Origin of the sequence: Pigmentiphaga kullae (assembly GCF_004216695.1) — a bacterium.
In the GTDB taxonomy this organism is placed as follows: domain Bacteria; phylum Pseudomonadota; class Gammaproteobacteria; order Burkholderiales; family Burkholderiaceae_B; genus Pigmentiphaga; species Pigmentiphaga kullae.
This window is the reverse complement of record NZ_SGXC01000001.1, coordinates 2,480,244-2,499,103: the sequence shown is the minus strand read 5'-3', so window position 1 is coordinate 2,499,103 and position 18,860 is coordinate 2,480,244. Positions and strand designations below refer to the sequence as shown.

General features: G+C 68.9%; 17 protein-coding genes. 11 read left to right on the top strand and 6 right to left on the bottom strand.

Annotation, left to right across the window (positions count from 1 at the left end; genetic code table 11):
- Positions 1-5 precede the first annotated feature (5 nt).
- The 6 genes from queA (at position 6) to EV675_RS12155 (ending at position 6,618) form a co-directional block, all read left to right on the top strand.
- Positions 6-1,031 carry a tRNA preQ1(34) S-adenosylmethionine ribosyltransferase-isomerase QueA gene (gene queA, locus EV675_RS12180; RefSeq protein ID WP_130357486.1) on the top strand — a complete coding sequence of 342 codons (1,026 nt, stop codon included), beginning with the start codon at positions 6-8 and terminating at the stop codon, positions 1,029-1,031.
- On the top strand, positions 1,028-2,161 hold the full coding sequence (gene tgt, locus EV675_RS12175) for a tRNA guanosine(34) transglycosylase Tgt (protein ID WP_130357485.1): 1,134 nt from the start codon (positions 1,028-1,030) through the stop codon (positions 2,159-2,161). The genes queA and tgt overlap by 4 nt, the downstream gene beginning before the upstream one ends.
- Positions 2,162-2,327: 166 nt before the next feature.
- A complete protein-coding gene (gene yajC, locus EV675_RS12170) occupies positions 2,328-2,675 on the top strand; it encodes a preprotein translocase subunit YajC (protein ID WP_124688279.1) in 348 nt (115 codons plus the stop codon).
- Between the two features lie 146 nt (positions 2,676-2,821).
- Positions 2,822-4,693: a protein translocase subunit SecD gene (gene secD, locus EV675_RS12165; RefSeq protein WP_130357484.1), complete on the top strand. Its 1,872-nt coding sequence runs from the start codon at positions 2,822-2,824 to the stop codon at positions 4,691-4,693.
- A gap of 5 nt (positions 4,694-4,698) precedes the next feature.
- Positions 4,699-5,631: a protein translocase subunit SecF gene (gene secF, locus EV675_RS12160; RefSeq protein ID WP_130357483.1), complete on the top strand. Its 933-nt coding sequence runs from the start codon at positions 4,699-4,701 to the stop codon at positions 5,629-5,631.
- 93 nt (positions 5,632-5,724) lie between these two features.
- The gene (locus EV675_RS12155; protein ID WP_087837037.1) at positions 5,725-6,618 is read left to right on the top strand and encodes a LysR family transcriptional regulator; all 894 of its coding nucleotides are present in this window, start codon (positions 5,725-5,727) and stop codon (positions 6,616-6,618) included.
- On the opposite strand, the gene EV675_RS12150 is transcribed toward EV675_RS12155, so the two are convergent.
- Both EV675_RS12150 and EV675_RS12145 read right to left on the bottom strand, forming a co-directional pair.
- Positions 6,615-7,586, bottom strand: a complete 972-nt coding sequence (locus tag EV675_RS12150) for a Bug family tripartite tricarboxylate transporter substrate binding protein (protein ID WP_130357482.1) — start codon at positions 7,584-7,586, stop codon at positions 6,615-6,617. The genes EV675_RS12155 and EV675_RS12150 overlap by 4 nt on opposite strands.
- Positions 7,583-8,713: a 4-oxalomesaconate tautomerase gene (locus EV675_RS12145; protein ID WP_130357481.1), complete on the bottom strand. Its 1,131-nt coding sequence runs from the start codon at positions 8,711-8,713 to the stop codon at positions 7,583-7,585. The genes EV675_RS12150 and EV675_RS12145 overlap by 4 nt, the downstream gene beginning before the upstream one ends.
- 124 nt (positions 8,714-8,837) lie before the next feature.
- Here EV675_RS12145 and EV675_RS12140 point away from each other — a divergent pair, with 124 nt between their 5' ends.
- The gene (locus EV675_RS12140; protein ID WP_165404563.1) at positions 8,838-10,163 is read left to right on the top strand and encodes an amidase; all 1,326 of its coding nucleotides are present in this window, start codon (positions 8,838-8,840) and stop codon (positions 10,161-10,163) included.
- 30 nt (positions 10,164-10,193) lie between these two features.
- Positions 10,194-10,877, top strand: a complete 684-nt coding sequence (locus EV675_RS12135) for a cytochrome b/b6 domain-containing protein (protein ID WP_130357479.1) — start codon at positions 10,194-10,196, stop codon at positions 10,875-10,877.
- Between the two features lie 59 nt (positions 10,878-10,936).
- On the opposite strand, the gene EV675_RS12130 is transcribed toward EV675_RS12135, so the two are convergent.
- From EV675_RS12130 to purB, 3 genes are all read right to left on the bottom strand, one after another.
- Positions 10,937-12,466, bottom strand: a complete 1,530-nt coding sequence (locus EV675_RS12130; RefSeq protein WP_130357478.1) for a DUF3300 domain-containing protein — start codon at positions 12,464-12,466, stop codon at positions 10,937-10,939.
- A 123-nt stretch (positions 12,467-12,589) separates the two neighbouring features.
- Positions 12,590-13,048: a c-type cytochrome gene (locus EV675_RS12125; RefSeq protein WP_130357477.1), complete on the bottom strand. Its 459-nt coding sequence runs from the start codon at positions 13,046-13,048 to the stop codon at positions 12,590-12,592.
- Between the two features lie 146 nt (positions 13,049-13,194).
- A complete protein-coding gene (gene purB / locus EV675_RS12120) occupies positions 13,195-14,571 on the bottom strand; it encodes an adenylosuccinate lyase (protein ID WP_130357476.1) in 1,377 nt (458 codons plus the stop codon).
- Positions 14,572-14,699: 128 nt separating this feature from the next.
- On the opposite strand from purB, the gene EV675_RS12115 reads away from it, so the two are divergent.
- The gene (locus EV675_RS12115) at positions 14,700-15,314 is read left to right on the top strand and encodes a glutathione S-transferase C-terminal domain-containing protein (RefSeq protein ID WP_124688269.1); all 615 of its coding nucleotides are present in this window, start codon (positions 14,700-14,702) and stop codon (positions 15,312-15,314) included.
- 61 nt (positions 15,315-15,375) lie between these two features.
- Positions 15,376-17,001 carry an FMN-binding glutamate synthase family protein gene (locus tag EV675_RS12110; protein WP_130357475.1) on the top strand — a complete coding sequence of 542 codons (1,626 nt, stop codon included), beginning with the start codon at positions 15,376-15,378 and terminating at the stop codon, positions 16,999-17,001.
- A 56-nt stretch (positions 17,002-17,057) separates the two neighbouring features.
- Here EV675_RS12110 and EV675_RS12105 read toward each other — a convergent pair whose 3' ends face one another.
- Positions 17,058-17,918: a fumarylacetoacetate hydrolase family protein gene (locus EV675_RS12105; RefSeq protein WP_087837046.1), complete on the bottom strand. Its 861-nt coding sequence runs from the start codon at positions 17,916-17,918 to the stop codon at positions 17,058-17,060.
- 224 nt (positions 17,919-18,142) lie between these two features.
- Here EV675_RS12105 and EV675_RS12100 point away from each other — a divergent pair, with 224 nt between their 5' ends.
- Complete coding sequence (locus tag EV675_RS12100) at positions 18,143-18,850, top strand: GntR family transcriptional regulator (RefSeq protein WP_242621392.1); 708 nt, start codon at positions 18,143-18,145, stop codon at positions 18,848-18,850.
- The last annotated feature ends 10 nt before the right edge of the window (positions 18,851-18,860 follow it).

The following is an 18,860-nucleotide window of genomic DNA, read 5'->3' as shown; positions in this document are numbered from 1 at the left end:
TACCCGTGCCAGATCTCACTCTCGACGATTTCGACTACGAACTTCCGCCCGAGCTGATCGCCCAGACCCCCGCCGCCGACCGCACCGCCAGCCGCCTCCTCCACCTGGATGCGCAAGGCGGGCTGCACGACCGCCGGTTTGCCGATCTGCCCGGCCTGCTGCGCCCGCACGACCTGCTTGTCTTCAATGACACGCGGGTGATCAAGGCGCGCCTTTTCGGCGAAAAGAGCAGCGGCGGCAAGGTGGAGGTGCTGGTCGAGCGCATCACCGAACCCGACCGCGCGCTGGTGCACCTGCGCGCCAGCAAGTCGCCCAAGTCCGGCGCGGTCATCCGCCTGGCGGGGGCCTTCGACGTGACCATGCTGGGCCGCCAGGGCGATCTGTTCGACCTGCGGTTTCCCGGCCCCGTGCTGGAGCTGCTGGCCGAGCACGGCCAGACGCCGCTGCCCCCCTACATCACGCACACGCCGGACACCGGCGACGACGCCCGCTACCAGACGGTCTACGCCCGGGAACCCGGCGCGGTGGCCGCCCCCACGGCGGGGCTGCATTTCGACGACGCACTGCTGGCCACGCTGCGCGCCCAGGGCGTGCGCACGGCCTTCGTGACGCTGCACGTGGGCGCCGGCACCTTCCTGCCAGTGCGGGTGGACAAGCTGTCCGAGCACGTCATGCACAGCGAGCTGTATACGCTGCCCCAGGCCACCGTGGACGCCATCGCGCAGGCCCGCGCCGCCGGCGGCCGGGTGGTCGCCGTGGGCACGACCAGCGTGCGGGCCCTGGAATCGGCCGCCGCCACCCACTGGCCGCTGCGCGAGACGCGCGGCGACACGCGCCTGTTCATCACGCCGGGCTTCGAGTTCCGCGCGGTGGACGCGCTGGTCACCAATTTCCACCTGCCCAAGTCGACGCTGATGATGCTGATCTCGGCGTTCGCGGGCATGGACCCCATCCGCCGCGCCTATGCCCACGCCGTGGCCCAGCGCTACCGCTTCTTCAGCTACGGCGACGCGATGTTTATAGAACGATGAACGGACTCAAATTCGAACTCCTGGCCACCGAAGGCCAGGCGCGCCGCGGGCGCGTGACGCTGAACCATGGCGTGGTCGAGACGCCCATCTTCATGCCGGTGGGCACCTACGGCACGGTCAAGGCCATGGCGCCCTACGAGCTGGACGAGGTGGGCGCGCAGATCGTGCTGGGCAACACCTTCCACCTCTGGCTGCGGCCGGGCACGCAGATCATCGACGCCCACGGCGGCCTGCACGGCTTCATGCAGTGGCACAAACCCATCCTGACGGACTCGGGCGGCTTCCAGGTGTTCAGCCTGGAGGGCCTGCGCAAGATCACCGAGGAAGGCGTGCGCTTCGCCTCGCCCATCGACGGCGCGCGGCTGATGCTCACGCCCGAGGAATCGATGCGCATCCAGCGCAGCCTGAATTCGGACATCGCGATGGTGTTCGACGAATGCACGCCCTACGCCATCGACGGCCGGCCGGCCACCGTGGACGAGGCGGCCACCTCGATGCGCATGTCGCTGCGCTGGGCGCGCCGCTCGCGCAACGAGTTCGACGCGCTGGAGAACCCCAATGCGCTGTTCGGCATCGTCCAGGGCGGAATGTACGAGGCCCTGCGCGACGAATCGCTGGCTGGCCTCACGGACATCGGCTTCCACGGCTACGCCATCGGCGGGCTGTCGGTGGGCGAGCCCAAGGAAGACATGCTGCGCATCCTGGCCCACGTGGCGCCCCGGCTGCCGCAGGACGCCCCCCGCTACCTGATGGGCGTGGGCACGCCCGAGGACCTGGTGGACGGCGTGGCCGCCGGGGTGGACATGTTCGACTGCGTGATGCCCACGCGCAACGCCCGCAACGGCTGGCTGTTCACCCGCTACGGCGACGTCAAGATCCGCAACGCGCGCTACCGCGACGATACCCGTCCGCTGGATGAAACCTGCGGCTGCTATACGTGTCAGAACTTCTCCCGCTCGTACCTGCACCACCTGTTCAGGTCGAACGAGATCCTGGGGGCGCGGCTCAATACGATCCACAACCTCCACTATTACCTGCAATTGATGCAGGAAATGCGCGATGCCATCGCCGGCGGCGTTTTCGCCGCCTGGCGCGCGGAATTCGCCGCCAACCGGGCGCGTGGCGTCTAGAATTGCACCTCCCGGCCCCGCCGTGGCCAACCAGGAGCTCGCGGCCACTGGTCAGCATGGCGGATCCGGCCGGGGTTATCCCTAAAAGAGGCCCGGTTCCGCCCTGGGCGGGCTGGGCTACAATTTTGAGTTATTTTCGACGCAAGTCATTGATTCTGGAGAAGAAATGCTGACATCCAACGCGCTCGCCAATGTCCTGGCGCAAGCTCCTGCGGCCGGAGGCGAAGGCGCCCTGATGGGGATGCTGCCCATCGTCCTGATGTTCGTGATCCTCTATTTCCTGATGATCCGTCCTCAGATGAAGCGCCAGAAGGAGCACAAGAACATGGTCGCCGCCCTGGCCAAGGGCGACGAAGTCGTCACCGCCGGCGGCATCCTGGGCAAGGTCGTCCAGGTCAACGATACCTACGTCTCGGTGGAAATCTCGCGCGAGGGCGACAAGGCGGTGGAAGTCCTGGTCCAGAAGACCGCGGTCCAGACCGTCCTGCCCAAGGGCACCATCAAGGCTCTGTAAGCCAGGCGCTCGCGTCCATGCCGCCCGCGCGGCATCGATGCACTGCCGGGGGCTGGCGCCAGGCGCCGCCCCTTTTTCGCGTTCTGCGGCCGGGCCCGCCGCGGGCACCGGCGCCGATGCGCCAGCCTTCCGAGGTTTGATTACCGATGAATCGCTATCCTCTCTGGAAGTACATCATGATCGCCGTGGTGGTCGTGATCGGCTTCGTCTACACCTTGCCGAACTTCTTCGGCGAATCCCCCGCCGTCCAGGTCTCCAGCGCCAAGGCGACCGTCAAGGTCGACAACTCCATGATGGAGCGGGTGGACCAGACCCTGCAGGCCGCAGGCATCTCCAACACCGGCCTGTACTTCGAGCAGAACGGCCCGGTGGGCACGGTGCGGGTGCGGCTGAACACCCCGGACCAGCAGTTGCGCGCGCGCGACCTGCTCGAGAAATCGCTGAATCCCGATTCGTCCGACCCCAGCTACGTGGTCGCGCTGAACCTGCTGTCGGCCTCGCCCGCCTGGCTGCGCGCCTTGCACGCGCTGCCCATGTACCTGGGCCTGGACCTGCGCGGCGGCGTGCACTTCCTGCTGCAGGTGGACATGAAGGGCGCACTGACCAAGCGCTACGACGCCATGACCGGCGACGTGCGCTCGCTGCTGCGCGACAAGAACATCCGCCACAACGGCATCGACCGCGTCGGCCAGAGCATCGAGATCAAGTTCCGCGACGCCGCCACCCGCGATGCTGCGCGCGACGTGCTGCGCACCAGCCTGCCCGACCTGCAGCTGAGCGACCAGGACGCCGGCGGCGACTTCAAGCTGACCGGCGCGCTGACCCCGCAGGCCATCAAGACCGCCCAGGACAACGCGCTGCGCCAGAACATCACGACGCTGCACAACCGTATCAACGAACTGGGCGTGGCCGAGCCGGTCATCCAGCAGCAAGGCGCCGACCGCATCGTGGTCCAGCTGCCGGGCGTGCAGGACGTGGCCAAGGCCAAGGACATCCTGGGCCGCACGGCCACGCTGGAAGTGCGCATGGTGGACGATTCGCCGGAAGCCACCAGCGCGCTGGCCAGCGGCACCGTGCCCTTCGGCCTGGAACGCTACACCGACCGCGACGGCCGGCCGGTGCTGGTACGCCGCCAGATCGTGCTGACCGGCGAGAACCTGCAGGACGCCCAGGCCGGCTTCGACGGCCAGACCCAGCAGCCCGCCGTGCACCTGACGCTGGACGCCAAGGGCGCCCGCATCTTCCGCGACGTGACCCGCGACAACGTGGGCAAGCGCATGGCCATCCTGCTGTTCGAGAAGGGCAAGGGCGAGGTCGTGACCGCGCCGGTGATCCGCACCGAGATCAGCGGCGGCCGCGTGCAGATCTCCGGCAGCATGACCACGGTCGAGGCCAACGACACCGCCCTGCTGCTGCGCGCCGGTTCGCTGGCCGCGCCCATGGACATCATCGAGGAACGCACCATCGGCCCCAGCCTGGGCGCCGACAACATCCAGAAGGGCTTCCACTCGGTGGTCTACGGCTTCGCCGCGATCGCCATCTTCATCATCCTGTACTACGGGCTCTTCGGCGTGTTCTCGGTGATCGCGCTGGCGGTCAACCTGCTGCTGCTGATCGCGCTGCTGTCCATGCTGCAGGCCACGCTGACCCTGCCGGGCATCGCGGCCATCGCGCTCACGCTGGGCATGGCGATCGACGCCAACGTGCTCATCAATGAGCGGATACGCGAGGAACTGCGGGCCGGCGCCGCGCCCCAGCAGGCCATCCACCTCGGCTTCGAGCGGGCCTGGGGCACCATCCTGGACTCCAACGTCACCACGCTGATCGCGGCGGTGGCGCTGCTGGCCTTCGGGTCGGGTCCGGTGCGGGGCTTCGCCATCGTCCACACCATCGGGATCCTGACCTCGATGTTCTCCGCCGTGGTCGGCGCCCGCGCGCTCGCCAACCTCTGGTACGGCCGCCGCAAGAAACTCGCCAAGCTGTCGATTGGCCAGGTCTGGAAACCCAAAGAGGTCTGAGCAACATGGAATTCTTCCGCATCCACAAGACCATCCCGTTCATGCGCCACGCGCTGGTGCTGAACCTCATCAGTCTGGTCACGTTCCTGGCGGCGGTGTTCTTCATCGCCACCAAGGGCTTTCACCTGTCCATCGAGTTCACCGGCGGCACGGTCATGGAGGTGGCCTACCCGCAGGCGGTGGAACTGGACAAGGTGCGCGGCACCATCTCGCAGAAGGGCTACAGCGACTTCCAGGTGCAGAACTTCGGCACCTCGCGCGACGTGATGATCCGGCTGCCCAACGTCGAGGGCAAGACCTCGACCCAGCAGAGCAACGAGGTCATCGAGGCCTTGAAGGCCACCGACCCCGCCGTCGAACTGCGCCGCGTCGAATACGTCGGCCCGCAGATCGGCAAGGAACTGGCCCACGACGGCCTGCTGGCGCTGCTGTTCGTGGTGGTCGGCATCATGATCTACCTGGCGTTCCGCTTCGAGTGGAAATTCGCCGTGGCGGGCGTGGTGGCCAACCTGCACGACGTGGTCATCATCCTGGGTTTCTTCGCGTTCTTCCAGTGGGAGTTCTCGCTGCCGGTGCTGGCGGCGGTGCTGGCGGTGCTGGGCTACTCGGTGAACGAATCGGTGGTCATCATGGACCGGATCCGGGAAAACTTCCGCAAGCAGCGCAAGGCCTCGGTGCGGGAAGTGATCGACAGCGCCATCACGGCCACCATCTCGCGTACCATCATCACTCACGGATCGACGCAGATGATGGTGATCGCGATGCTGATCTTCGGCGGCCCGTCGCTGCATTATTTCGCGCTGGCGCTGACCATCGGCATCTGGTTCGGCATCTACTCGTCCGTGTTCGTGGCGGCCGCCATCGCCATGTGGCTGGGCGTCAAGCGCGAGGACCTGGTCAAGCCGGCCAAGAAGGATACCGGCGAAGTCGTGGGCTGACGCCCGCGCCGTCCCAGACGACGTCCCGAAGCGCCCGGCTCCGCCGGGCGTTTTTGTTTGTCATCGGGCCATCCGACCCGACGGAGCACTTCCATGAATCCGCGATTCGATCTGCTGACCCTGCAACTGCTGCGCAAGGTCGATGAAACCGGCAGCGTGGCGCGCGCGGCCGAGACCATCCACCTGACGGCCTCGGCCGCCAGCAAGCGCATCCTGGAGCTGGAATCCCAATTGGGCATCGCCCTTTTGACCCGGCGGCCGGAGGGCGCGCGCCTGACCGCCGCCGGCCAGGCGGTGGCGCGGCGCACCGAACGGGTGCTGGAGCAATTGCAGGGCTTGCAGCAGGACCTGGCGGGGTTCGCCGACGGCACCTCGGGCACCGTCAGGATCGCCTCCAACACCTCGGGCATGTGCGCGGGGCTGGCCGACCTGATGGCCCGGTTCTCGGCGCAATACCCCGGCATCCGCATCTCGGTGCGGGAAGCCACGAGCGCGGCGGTGCTGGAGGCGGTGGCCAACGGGTCGGTCGATCTCGGCATCGCCCACGCCGGCGCCCAGGCGGAGCATCTGCAAAGCCTGCCCTATACGCGCACGCCGCTGGTCCTGGCGGTGCCCGCCGGCCATGAGCTGGCCGGGCGGGACGCCGTGTTCTACGAAGAAACGCTGCGGTTCCCGCACATCGCACGCTCGGCCGGCAGCGCGCTGGCGCAGTTCTCGGGCCAGGACGGCCCGGGCACGCCGCACCCGGCCGCCGTATCCACCCAGGTGACCAGCTTCCCCGCGGTATTCTCGCTGGTCAGCGCGGGGCTGGGCGTGGCCGTGGTGCCCGCCGCGCCCGCCGACTGGCACGTGCCGGCCAACATCCGGCAGGTGCCGCTGGCCGACGACTGGGCCAGCTTCGAACTGCGCCTGGTGGTGGATCCCGGCGTGGTCCCCACGCCCGCGGTGTCGCGCCTGCTGGAAGCGCTGTTGTCGCAGGCCGCCTAGTCGATGCTGACCGAGGCGTCGCGCACCACCTTGCCCCACTTGACCTTGTCCGAGGCGATCAGGGCCGAGAAAGCATCCACCGTGTCGGACGCGGGCTCGTAGCCGTTCTCGATCAGCTTCTGTCGCACGGCCGGCCTGGCCACGTAGGCCCGCATCGCCGTGTTCCACTTGCGCACCACGTCGGCCGGCGTGGCCCGGGGCGCCGCGACGCCCCACCACTCGTCGGCCACGTAGCCGGGCAGCCCGGCCTCGGTCACCGTGGGTACATCGGGAAAGCTTGCCGCGCGCGCGGCGCCGGTGGTGGCCAGCAGCTTGACCCGGCCCGACTTGATGTAGGGCGTGGCCGGCCCCAGGATGGCGAACATCATGGATATCTGGCCGCCCAGCAGGTCGTTCAGCGCCGGGCTGGTGCCGCGGTAGGGAACGTGGCGGATGTCGATCCGCGCCATGGACTTGAACAGTTCGCCGGGCAGGTGCCCCGCGGCGCCGTTGCCCGCCGATCCGAAGGTCAGCATGCCCGGCTTGCTCCTGGCCAGCGCGATCAGCTCGCCGATGGAGTTCACCCCCAGCGACGGATGCACCAGCACGCCGAACACGGTCGAGGCCACGCGGCTGACCGGCGTGAACTGCTTCTCGGGATCGTAGGGCAGCGACTTGTACAGACTGGGATTGATGGCCGAGACGCCCGCGGTGGTCATCAGCATGGTGTAGCCGTCGGCCTTGGCCGCGGCCACCGCCGCCGCGCCGATGGCGCCGCCCGCGCCGGGACGGTTCTCGACGATGACGGGCTGGTGCCATTGCTGGTCCAGCTCACGCGCGAGTTCGCGCGCCAGGATGTCGGTGCCGCCGCCGGCGGGGAAAGGCACCACCAGCCGGATGGGCCCGGCCGGGTAGGCATCGGCCGCCTGCGCGGCGTACGGGCCCGCCAGCGCAAGGCCGGCGATCAGAAGGACACGGAACGATTTCATGCGAGCACTTCCCTTGCAGGCTCGGCGGCGGGCGCTTCCAGCGTCGCCTCCGGAAAATAGACGATACCGGCGTACAGGCGCCGGGCGGTGCGAAGCAGGCTGGCCGAACGGATCTGCGTACCGGCGTCGCCCTGGCCCGCGTCGATCCCCACGCGCAGCGTGCCCGCGGGGTGCTCGATGGCGACCTCGCCCGCATCTGCCCGACCAGCGATCCGCGCGGCCACGGACCCCGGCACCTGCACGGCCGCCGCCAGGCACACCGCGCCGGTCACGGCGAACGAGGTATGGCAGGTGTAGGGCATGAAATACCGGGCACTGATGGTACCTCCCGCCACGGGTCGCGCCACGGTCACCAGCTTGGGCATCTCCAGCCGCGAGACGTCGCCCAGCCCCATCGCCCGGCCGGCCGCGCAGCGCACGCGCTCGACGCGGGCCAGCAGATCGTCGCGGGCGTTGATCTCGTCGGCGGTCTCGTAGCCGGTCATGCCCAGCTCGGCGGCTTCGACGATGGCCATGGGCACGGCCGCGTCCACGCAGCTCACGCGCACGCCTTCCAGCGTTTCGATGGCCTGCCCCGTGGGCAGCAGCCTGCCGGTCTTGGCGCCGGCCACGTCGCAGAAGCGCAGCCAGACCGGCGCGGCGGTGCCGGCCACGCCGTCGATGGCCGCTTCGCCCGCATAGACGGCGCGGCCGTCCCGGGTCCGCACGGTGGCGACGATGCGCTTGCCGGTGTTGACGTTGAAGATGGCGACTTCGGTGGAAGCGCCCCCGGCGGCCGCGACCAGGCCCTCGTCGATGGCGAACGGGCCGACGGCGGCCAGCATGTTGCCGCAGTTCACCGAGTAGTCGATGGTGTTCTTGTGGACGCAGATCTGGGCGAACAGATAGTCCACGTCCACGTCCGGCCGGGTGCTGCGCGAAATGATCGCGACCTTGTTGGTAAGCGAATCGATGCCGCCTATGCCGTCTATGCGCCGCGGCTCCAGGGCCCCCATCAGCCTGAGCAGCGCGGCGTCGCGCCGCGGTCCGGCCGGCGGCAGGTCGTCCGCCAGGAAAAACGGCCCCTTGGACGTGCCGCCGCGCATCAGTACGCAGCGCAGCCCCAGTTGATCGGAAAATGTCTGCATGGCTTTCCTCCTTGCGGGGCAAGTCTGGGCCGTCCCGGCGGGCCGGGCAAACGACGAATCGGCGCGGGGGGCGCGAAAAAAATTCACGTCTGCCCGGGGGCCGGCCCCACGCATACTGGCGGCCATGCGACACCTGGACTATTTCCGACTGTCGGCCGGCGAGATCGCCGCCCGCCTGCGCGACGGCGCCTTGGCCCCGGCCGACATCTCCCGCAGTGTGCTGGAGCGGCACGCCTGCCTCGAACCGGCCCTGAGCGCGTGGAGCTGGTTCGAGCCCCGCCGGGTCGAACTCGCCTATCGCGACGGCCTGCCTCCCGCCCATCCTGCCCTCCCCCTGCTGGGCGTCCCCGTGGGCGTGAAGGACATCATCGACGTCGAAGGCATGCCGACCGGACTCGGCCTGCCCGGCGCTGCGGCCCCGGCGCCCCGCAGCGCGGCCTGCGTCGAGTTGCTGCGGACGGCCGGCGCCGTGCCGGTCGGCAAGACGGTGACCGCCGAACTGGCCTTCTCCCACCCCGGCCCGACGCGCAATCCGCACGTGCCCGGCCATACCCCCGGCGGGTCGTCCAGCGGCTCGGCCGCGGCGGTGGCCGCCGGCATGGTGCCGCTGGCGCTGGGCACGCAGACCGGCGGGTCGATCATCCGGCCCGCGGCCTATTGCGGCGTGGTGGGCGTCAAGACCTCGCTGAACGCGGTGCCCTCGGCCGGCGTCGCCCCGGTGGCCGACAGCCTGGATTGCCTGGGCTGGTTCGCCCGATCCGTGGCGGACGCCATCCTGGCCGGGAGCGTCCTGCTGCCGTGGCAGGACCTGGCGCCCCGCCCCCCCGGGAACGGCTTGCGCGTCTGGCGCCTGGACGCCACGGAGCTGGGGCCGCTGGCCCCCGAGGCACGGCGGGCGCTGGACGATGCGTCCGCCGCGCTGCGCGGGGTGGGCTGCGCGGTCGTGGAAGCGCCGCTGGCCGGCCTCCTGCCCGCGCTGGCCGAATGCCACCGCCGCATCATGCTGCACGAGCTGGCCCGCACGCTGCTGCCGGTCATCCGCACGCAAGGCCGCGAATTGAGCCCGACCATGCTGAAGGCGATCGAGGCGGGACGCGCGGTCAGCGCCAGCCAGTACCAGGAGGCCAGGCACCAGGTGCGCGAGGCACGCGCCACGCTCGATGCCCGGATGCGGGAGGCCGACGTCATCCTGACTCCCAGCGCGGTCGGCGAAGCGCCGGCGGGCCTGCATCATACCGGCGACTCGACCTTCAACCGGATCTGGTCGGTGCTGGGCTGGCCCGCTGTCCACCTGCCGACGGACTGGTCCCCGCGCGGCCTGCCGGTGGGCGTGCAACTGGTGGGCGGGCCGGGCGAAGACGAGACGCTGCTGCGACACGCCCAGGCCGTCCACCCCCTGATCGACCGGCGCGGACCGGCACCGCGCATCCAGGCACCGATGGCACAATAGCCACTCTCCCGCTTCCTCGGTGGCTGCCCCATGTCCAACCCAAGCAAGATCCGCGTCTGGGACCTTCCCACCCGCCTCTTCCACTGGCTGCTCGTCATCTGTGTGATCGGGGCCTTCGTCACCATCAAGGTCGGCGGGCTCTGGACCGAATACCATCTGCTGTTCGGCTACGCCGTGCTGGGGCTGATCCTGTTCCGCATCGTCTGGGGATTCGTGGGCAGCAGCCATGCCCGCTTCGCGCGCTTCGTGCGCGGACCGCGGGCCATCGCCGCCTACCTGGGGGGCGCCATGCCGCGCACGCCCGGCCACAATCCGCTGGGGGCGCTGTCGGCGGTGGCCATGATCCTGCTGCTGGGCTACCAGGCCGTCACGGGGCTGTTCGCCAACGACGACATCTTCACGGAAGGACCGCTGGCCGGCCTGGTCGGCAAGGATTGGTCGGACCGGCTGACCGGGCTGCACAAGCTGGACGAACTGCCCATCCTGATCCTGGTCGGGCTGCACGTCCTGGCGATCGTCTGGTATCGCGTCGCGAAGAAGCAGAAGCTGACCCGCGCCATGATCACCGGCGACGCTCCGGCCGAGGAATTCGCCGCCGGCGCCGACTCCGCCCGCGATACCGCGGGCACCCGCCTGCTCGCGCTGGTCATCGCGGCCGCGGCCGCCGCGGTGGTCTACGGCATCGTGTCGCTGCGGCCCGCCGCCATGTTCTGATTCGCGCCGGGCCCCAGGGTCTGTTCCCGCTAAAAGGAGGCTAGCACAGGCCCTAGCGGTCAGCGGCCGCCGTGATGGCCGCCACCACCTCCGCCGCCGCCGGCCATGCCCACGCTGCCGCCGCCACGGCCTTCACCGCCATGGCCGCCTCCGCCCGCGCGGCCGAAGTCGCGTCCACCGCCGAAGTCACGTCCACCGCTGAACTCGCGGCCGCCCTGCGGACCGCTCCAGCCCCGGCCCGCGCCGGGCCCCGCCTGGACTCCGCCGCCTTCGCCACGGCCACCGGCCCATTCCCGGCCACCGGACGGACGCGAGGGCATGCCCGCGGCGCCGCGCGGGCCGTCCTGGCCCGGACGCGACGCCTGGGGCCCCTGCCCGCGTCCACCCTCGGCTCCCGGCATCCCCGCGCCGCCACCGGGCACGCGGCCCGGCATCGCGCCCGGGTTACCCGTCTCGCGGCCCCGGCCGCCATCGGCCCTGGGGCCGCTTCCCGGTCCATCGAAACGGCTGCCGGGCGTGCCGCGGTCGCCCGCCGCTCCCGGCCGCCCGCCGTCGAAGCGGCTGCCCTGGCCACCGTCGAACCGGCTGCCGTGGCCGCCGTCGAAGCGGCTGCCGAAATCCCTGCCCGGGTCGCGCAGCGATGCGCGGTCGATATTGGGCAGGTCGCGCCGCCAGGCATCGGCCCGGGCGCGATACGCCTCGCGCGCGGCGAAATGCCCGGCCGGATCGCCGCCGTAGAACTGGCGGCCGCGCCCAGGATCGCCATAGCCCACGTTGCGGCGGTGGTAGGGGTCATGCCGCCAGTCGACGTGGCTGAACCGCGTGCGGTTGAAGTTGTTGTAGTTATAGATGTTGACGACGTTGACCCGGTGCGCGTGCCAGTCGTAGCCGCCCCACAGCGCATGCCCGATGAACAGGCCCACGCCGAACGAGAACACCACGCCGGCGGCCACGTAGCCCGGCGGGTACCAGTAGAACGGCGTGTAGGCCGGATACAGCCACGGCCCGTAGACGACCGTGGGGTTGTAGACCGGCACGTAGACCACGTCCGGGCGCGTGGGCTCGATGCGGATGACGGTGGTGCCGCCCGAGGCCGGCACGGTGGTGACCGTCTGCTCCGACCCCGAGCTCAGGTTGCCGGCCGCCTGGGCCCGCGACCGCAGCACCTGGACCTGGTCCATCAGCGCATCCTGCTGCGACAGGAAGACATCGCCCAGCCGGGTGGTCCAGCTCAGGCGTTCGTTCATCATGTCCAGCACGTTGGGGAAGGCGACCAGCGACTTGACGCTGGGATCCCAGTCCTGGTTCTGCATCGCGCCCTCCAGGTCCGCGCCCGTCACGCTGGGATGGTCCTTCTGCCAGCGGGCGGCCTCGACCACCTCCAGCGGATAGGTGGACGCCATCAGGATCTGCGACAGCAGCGCATCCGGATACAGCGCGATGGGCGCCACCAGTTGTTCGAGTTCCGCGGGCTGCGCGACGCCGTTGCGCGTCGATGCCGTGGGCTGGGCCGCGACGGGAACAGGCAGGCCGGCCACGGTGGAAAAGGCGGCGGCCATGCACAAGACGATTTTCGATACGGAAGCCATGATGGGCCCCCCATGAGCGGGAATACACAGGTATTCGACCGCCCGGAAACGAAAAAAGCCAGGGTGGACCTGGCTTTTTTTTGAAACAACGGGCTTACAAGCCCTGAAACCTATTTCGATCGATTACCGGTTCCGGAAATTGTCGTGACAGGCCTTGCAGCTGGCGGCAACCGCGCCGTACGCGGTCCGCACCTGGGCCAGATCGCCGGTGTCGGCCGCCGCCACCAGCTTGTCGATGTCGCCGTGCAGACGCTCCTGGCCCTGCTTGAACCTGGCGTTGTCGGACCAGACCGCGGGTTTGGCGCCGCCGCCTTCCGTTCCCGGGCCGAACGCGCTCCAGGGCAGCTTGGACATCATGGCGACGATGGCCACGTCGGCCTTCACCTGCGCCGCATCGTAGGGCTGCTGCCCCCGCACGACCGGCGCGATGCGGCCGAAGTGGCTGGACATGACGGTAAGCGCCGATTGGCGATACTTGACGGCGTCCTCGGGCTTGGCGAACTGGGCGGCGGCCGTGGCGGGCAGCAGCATGGGGGCGGCGGCGATACAGGCGACGGACAGTACGCGCAAAAGTCTCTTCATCAGGGGCTCCTGGGTAGGACGGACAGGGGGGAGGATCTACCGGACGACAGACCGGTCGGACAACGATTCCAACGTGTTCGATGCGCGCGGCGCGCCAGGGTTCCCGGGATGTGGGCGCCGGCGCCCACATCCGGCGGGTTGCCTTGCTACAGCTCGCGCGCCAGCTTGGCCGCCAGGCCGATGTAGTTGCGCGGCGTCATCGCCAGCAACCGGACCTTGGGCTCGTCGGGCAGCTCCAGCCCCAGGATGAACTCGCGCAGCGCCTCTTCGCTGATGCCCTTGCCGCGGGTCAGGGCCTTCAACTGCTCGTAGGGCTGCGGCAGGCCGTAGCGCCGCATGACGGTCTGCACGGGTTCGGCCAGCACTTCCCAGCAGGCGTCCAGGTCGGCGTCGATGGCCGCGCCGTTGATCTCCAGCTTGTCGAGCCCGCGCAGGCAGGCATCGTAGGCCACCAGGCAGTAGCCGAAGGCCACGCCCAGGTTGCGCAGCACGGTGGAGTCGGTCAGGTCGCGCTGCCAGCGGGACACCGGCAGCTTGTCGGCCAGGTGGCGCAGCGTGGCGTTGGCCAGCCCCAGGTTGCCTTCGGAATTCTCGAAGTCGATGGGGTTGACCTTGTGCGGCATCGTGGACGAGCCGATCTCGCCTTCCTTCAGGCGCTGCTTGAAGTAGCCCAGCGCGATGTAGCCCCAGATGTCGCGGTTCACGTCGAGCAGGATCACGTTGGCGCGCGCCACGGCGTCGAACAGCGTGGCCATCCAGTCGTGCGGCTCGATCTGGATGGTGTGGCGGTTCTGCGTCAGGCCCAGGCCCTGCAGCACCTTGGCGCTGAAGGCTTCCCAGTCGATCTCGGGATAGGCCGACAGGTGGGCGTTGAAGTTGCCGGTGGCGCCGTTGAGCTTGGCCAGCGGTTCGACGCGTTCGATCTCGGCGATGGCCCGGCCCAGGCGCGCCGCCATGTTGGCGAACTCCTTGCCCATGGTGGTGGGGCTGGCGGGTTGGCCGTGGGTGCGCGACAGCAGCGGCTGGTCGGCATGCTGCTCGGCTAGGGCCGCCAGCTTGTCGTAGACCTTGCGCAGCGAGGGCACGAGGGCCTGGTCGCGGGCGGCACGCAGCATCAGCGCGTGCGAGGTGTTGTTGATGTCTTCGGAGGTGCAGGCGAAGTGGATGAACTCGGCCGCGGCGGACAGCTCGGCGTTGTCGGCCACCTTTTCCTTCAGCCAGTACTCCACCGCCTTCACGTCATGGTTGGTGGTGCGTTCGATGTCCTTGATGCGGGCGGCGTCGGATTCGGAGAATTCCGCCACCAGTTCCGCCAGGCGCTGGCGCGCGGCGACGGAGAAGGGTTGCAATTCGGGCAGTCCCGCGTCGGACAGCGCCACCAGCCACGCGACCTCGACCTGCACCCGGTGATGCATGAAGCCGGCTTCGGACAAGAGCGGGCGCAGGAGCGCGCCGCGGCTGGCATAGCGGCCGTCCAGCGGCGACAATGCATTGAGGGGGGTCAGCTGGTCGGAAGTCTTCATAAGCGCTTGAAAGTAAAAAGAAATTGTAGCACCGCACCTTATCCGGGGACGGGTCCGGATGGTATACTCCGCGGCCCATCCATGCCCGCCGGCCGGCCCTGATTTTAGGACCATCCGGCTCTCGCCCTATGAAACTTATCGGCTCGTTGGCCAGCCCCTTCGTCCGCAAAGTCCGCATCGTCCTGGCAGACAAGAAGCTCGACTACCAGTTCGAACAGGAAAACGTGTGGGCGGCGGACACCCGCATCCAGGACTCCAACCCGCTCGGCAAGGTCCCCTGCCTGATCATGGAGGACGGCGGCGCGGTCTTCGATTCCCGGGTCATCGTCGAATACCTGGACACGATCACGCCCGTGTGCCGGCTGCTGCCCCCGTCGGGCCGCGAGCGCTCCGAGGTCAAGTGCTGGGAAGCCCTGGCCGACGGCCTGCTGGATGCCGCCGTGCTGATACGCGCCGAATACACCCAGCGCCCCGAGGCGCTGCGCAGCGAGAGCTGGATCGCGCGCCAGCAGGGCAAGATCGACGCCGCTGTGGAAGCCATGGAAACCGGCCTGGGCGAAAAACCCTTCTGCGCCGGCAACAGCTACACGCTGGCCGACGTCGCGGTCGGCTGTGCGCTGGGCTACCTGGACTTCCGCTATCCCGAGCGCGACTGGCGCGACGGCCACCCGAACCTGGCCCGCCTGGCCGAGAAGCTGGCGCAGCGCCCCTCCTTCGCCGACACCGATCCGCGCCAGGGCTGATCCCGGCCCCGCCGTCCCGCGCTGCTATGCTTGACTCCGTTTCAGCCCCAAGGAGTCGCGCATGTCCTGGTTTGCCCCCCGATACACCACGCTATGGCTGGCCGTCCTGGGCACCGTGGTATTCGGCCTGCTGGCCGCGGACGACGCCGACTGGGGGATCCCGGCGCTGATATTCGCGGCGCTGCTGGCGCTGGGAATCTTCGACCTCCTGCAGCGCAAGCACGCCATCCGCCGCAACTATCCCATCCTGGGCAACCTGCGCTTCCTGTTCGAGTTCATCCGTCCCGAACTGCGCCAGTACTTCTTCGAAGACGACACCAAGGCCGCGCCGTTCTCGCGCAACCAGCGCTCCATCGTCTACCAGCGCGCCAAGCAGGACATCGACAAGCGCCCGTTCGGCACCCAGGAAGACGTGTACGAACGGCGCTACGAATGGATCAACCACTCGATGGCCCCGGTGCACATCGAGAACTTCGATTTCCGCGTGACCGTGGGCGGGCCGGACTGTACCCAGCCCTACAGCGCCTCGATCTTCAATATCTCGGCCATGAGTTTCGGCGCCCTGTCCGCCAACGCGGTGACAGCGCTCAACACCGGCGCCCGCAAGGGCAATTTCGCCCACGATACCGGCGAAGGCGGCATCAGCCGCTATCACCGGGCGCCGGGCGGCGACCTGGTCTGGAACATCGGGTCCGGCTATTTCGGCTGCCGCGACGCCGACGGCGGTTTCAGCGAGGAAGCCTTCGTGGCCAACGCCACCTCGCCGCAGGTGCGCATGATAGAGATCAAGCTCTCGCAAGGCGCCAAGCCGGGCCACGGCGGCATCCTGCCGGGTGCCAAGGTCACGCCCGAGATCGCCGAGGCGCGTGGCGTGCTGGTGGGGGTGGACTGCAACTCGCCCTCGCGCCACGGCGCGTTCTCCACGCCCATCGGCCTGATGCAGTTCGTGGCGCGCCTGCGCCGGCTCTCGGGCGGCAAGCCCGTGGGCTTCAAGCTGTGCGTGGGGCACCCCTGGGAATGGTTCGCCATCGTCAAGGCCATGCTGCAGACCGGCATCACGCCGGACTTCATCGTGGTGGACGGCGCCGAAGGCGGGACCGGCGCGGCGCCGGTGGAATTCACCGACCACGTCGGCGTGCCGCTGCAGGACGGCCTGCTGCTGGTCCACAACACCCTGGTCGGCGTGAACCTGCGCGACCGGATACGGATAGGCGCCTCGGGCAAGATCATCACCGCCTTCGACGTCGCGCGCACGCTGGCGCTGGGCGCCGACTGGTGCAACAGCGCGCGCGGCTTCATGTTCTCGCTGGGTTGCATCCAGGCGCAGGCCTGCCACACCGACCGCTGCCCCACCGGCGTCACCACGCAGGATCCGCTGCGGCAGAAGGCCCTGGTCGTGCCGGACAAGGCCGAGCGGGTCTACAACTTCCACCGCAATACCCTGCGCGCGTTGAGCGAACTGGTGTCGGCGGCGGGCATGGACCATCCGTCCAAGCTCAGCCCGGAGCACATCGTGCGCCGGATCTCGGGCAACGAAGTCAAGCTGCTGGCCAGCCTCTTCCCCTTCCTGAAGCGCGGCGAGCTGCTGGCCGGCACGCCGCCCTACGAGGTCTACCGGAAGTACTGGCCCATGGCCCAGGCCGAATCCTTCGAGGCCATGCTGCCCCAGACCCAGGCCGCTTCCTGACGGCGGCCACCTACCCCTCGCTTCCCTTCCGGCCGTCCGGCCGGAAGAAACGGATATCAGGCTTCAGCCGTTACCGGGTTGCGCAGCAGGCCGACCTTCTCGATCTCGATTTCCACCACGTCGCCCGGCTTCATCCAGACCTGCGGATTGCGCGCCTGGCCCACGCCGGCAGGCGTGCCCATGACGATCACGTCGCCCGGCTCCAGGGTCAGCACTTCGGTCAGCAGCTCGATGGTCTCGGGAATGTCGAAGATCATGTCGCTGGTGTTGGCGTCCTGCATGACCTGGCCGTTCAGGCGGCACTTGATCGACAAGCCCTTGGCGGCGGCCGGCAGTTCGTCGGCGGTGACCAGGTGCGGACCGAAGGCGCCCGTGGCGTCGAAGTTCTTGCCGATGGTCCACTGCGGCGTGCGCTTCTGGTAGTCGCGCACCGAGATGTCGTTGAAGCAGGCATAGCCGAACACGAGGTCCATGGCCTGGTCGCGCTTGACGTGGCGGCCGGCCTTGCCGATCACCACGGCCAGTTCGGCTTCGTAGTCGAACTTGTCGGACACGCGCGGACGCACCGTGGGTTCGCCATGGGCCAGCAGCGAGGTGGCGCCGCGGAAGAAGAACCAGGGGTATTCGGGCTTGTCGCGGCCGCCTTCCTTGGCATGGTCGAAATAGTTCAGGCCCAGGCAGATGATCTTGCCGGGACGGGGCACCACGGGGGCGTAGGCGATGGAGTCGGCCGGCAGGCGCGGAGCCGACGACGCGATGGCGGCCTTGGCGGCGGCCTGGAGGTCGACGCCGGCCTGCAGCGCGGCGCCCAGGTCCGCCGGGACCTGCGGCTGGGCCTGGTTCAGGTCGATGATGCCGTCATCGGCCAGGACGCCCAGGCGCACGGCGCCATCCTTGCGGAAACTCACGAATTTCATCTCTAACTCCGATAGTGGGGTGAAAACGCACGTGCCTGCACGCGCAAAGACGCCGGCCCCGCGGGGCGGTTATTCCTTTGGTTCCGCCATTTTATATACATTTTTCAGGAAGGCAATTTTTTATACATATTTTCCATTCATGCGGCGTTTTATACACTTTCATATAAAATCCACCGGGCCGGCACCCCGCACGGCTGCCCCGCAACGGGCCTCATGGAGTTTTCGTGGCCAAGACCCCCGCCCCACCGGCCGACCCCGGCGCCCCCGCCGCCACCCAGGCCACCACGCTGTACGACCGCATGCGCGCCGATCTGCTGGCGGGCCGGTTGCTGCCGCCCGGGCGCAAGCTGCAGATCGAATTCCTCGGCCACCACTACGGCGCCGGCCAGACCCCCGTGCGCGAGGCGCTGAACCGGCTGACCGCCGATGGCCTGGTGGAGCAGCGCGACCAGCGCGGCTTCGCCGTGGCGGCGGTCAGCCCCGCCGACCTGGTCGAGATCACCAACACCCGCTGCTGGCTGGAAGAGATCGCCCTGCGCAAGTCCATGGCATCCGGCTCCGCGCAATGGGAAGAGGACCTGGTCCTGGCCTTCCACCGCCTGTCCAAGACGCCGCGCTCGCTGCGGGACGACCGCTTCGAGGCCAACCCGGAATGGGAACAGCGCCACCGGGCCTTCCACCGGGCGCTGATAGGCGGATGCGGGTCGCGCTGGCTGATCGGCTTCTGCGAACAACTGGCGGACCAGTTGTACCGCTATCGCCAGTTGTCGGTGCAGAAGATCTTCCCGGACCGTCCGATCCAGGCCGAACACGAAACCTTGATGGAAGCCATCACGGCGGGCGACGCCGATCGGGCCGTCGAACTGCTGACCGAGCACTACCAGAAGACCGCGCGGATCGTGCTGGATGACCCCGAGGCCTTCGAGGGATAGTCCGCCGCGC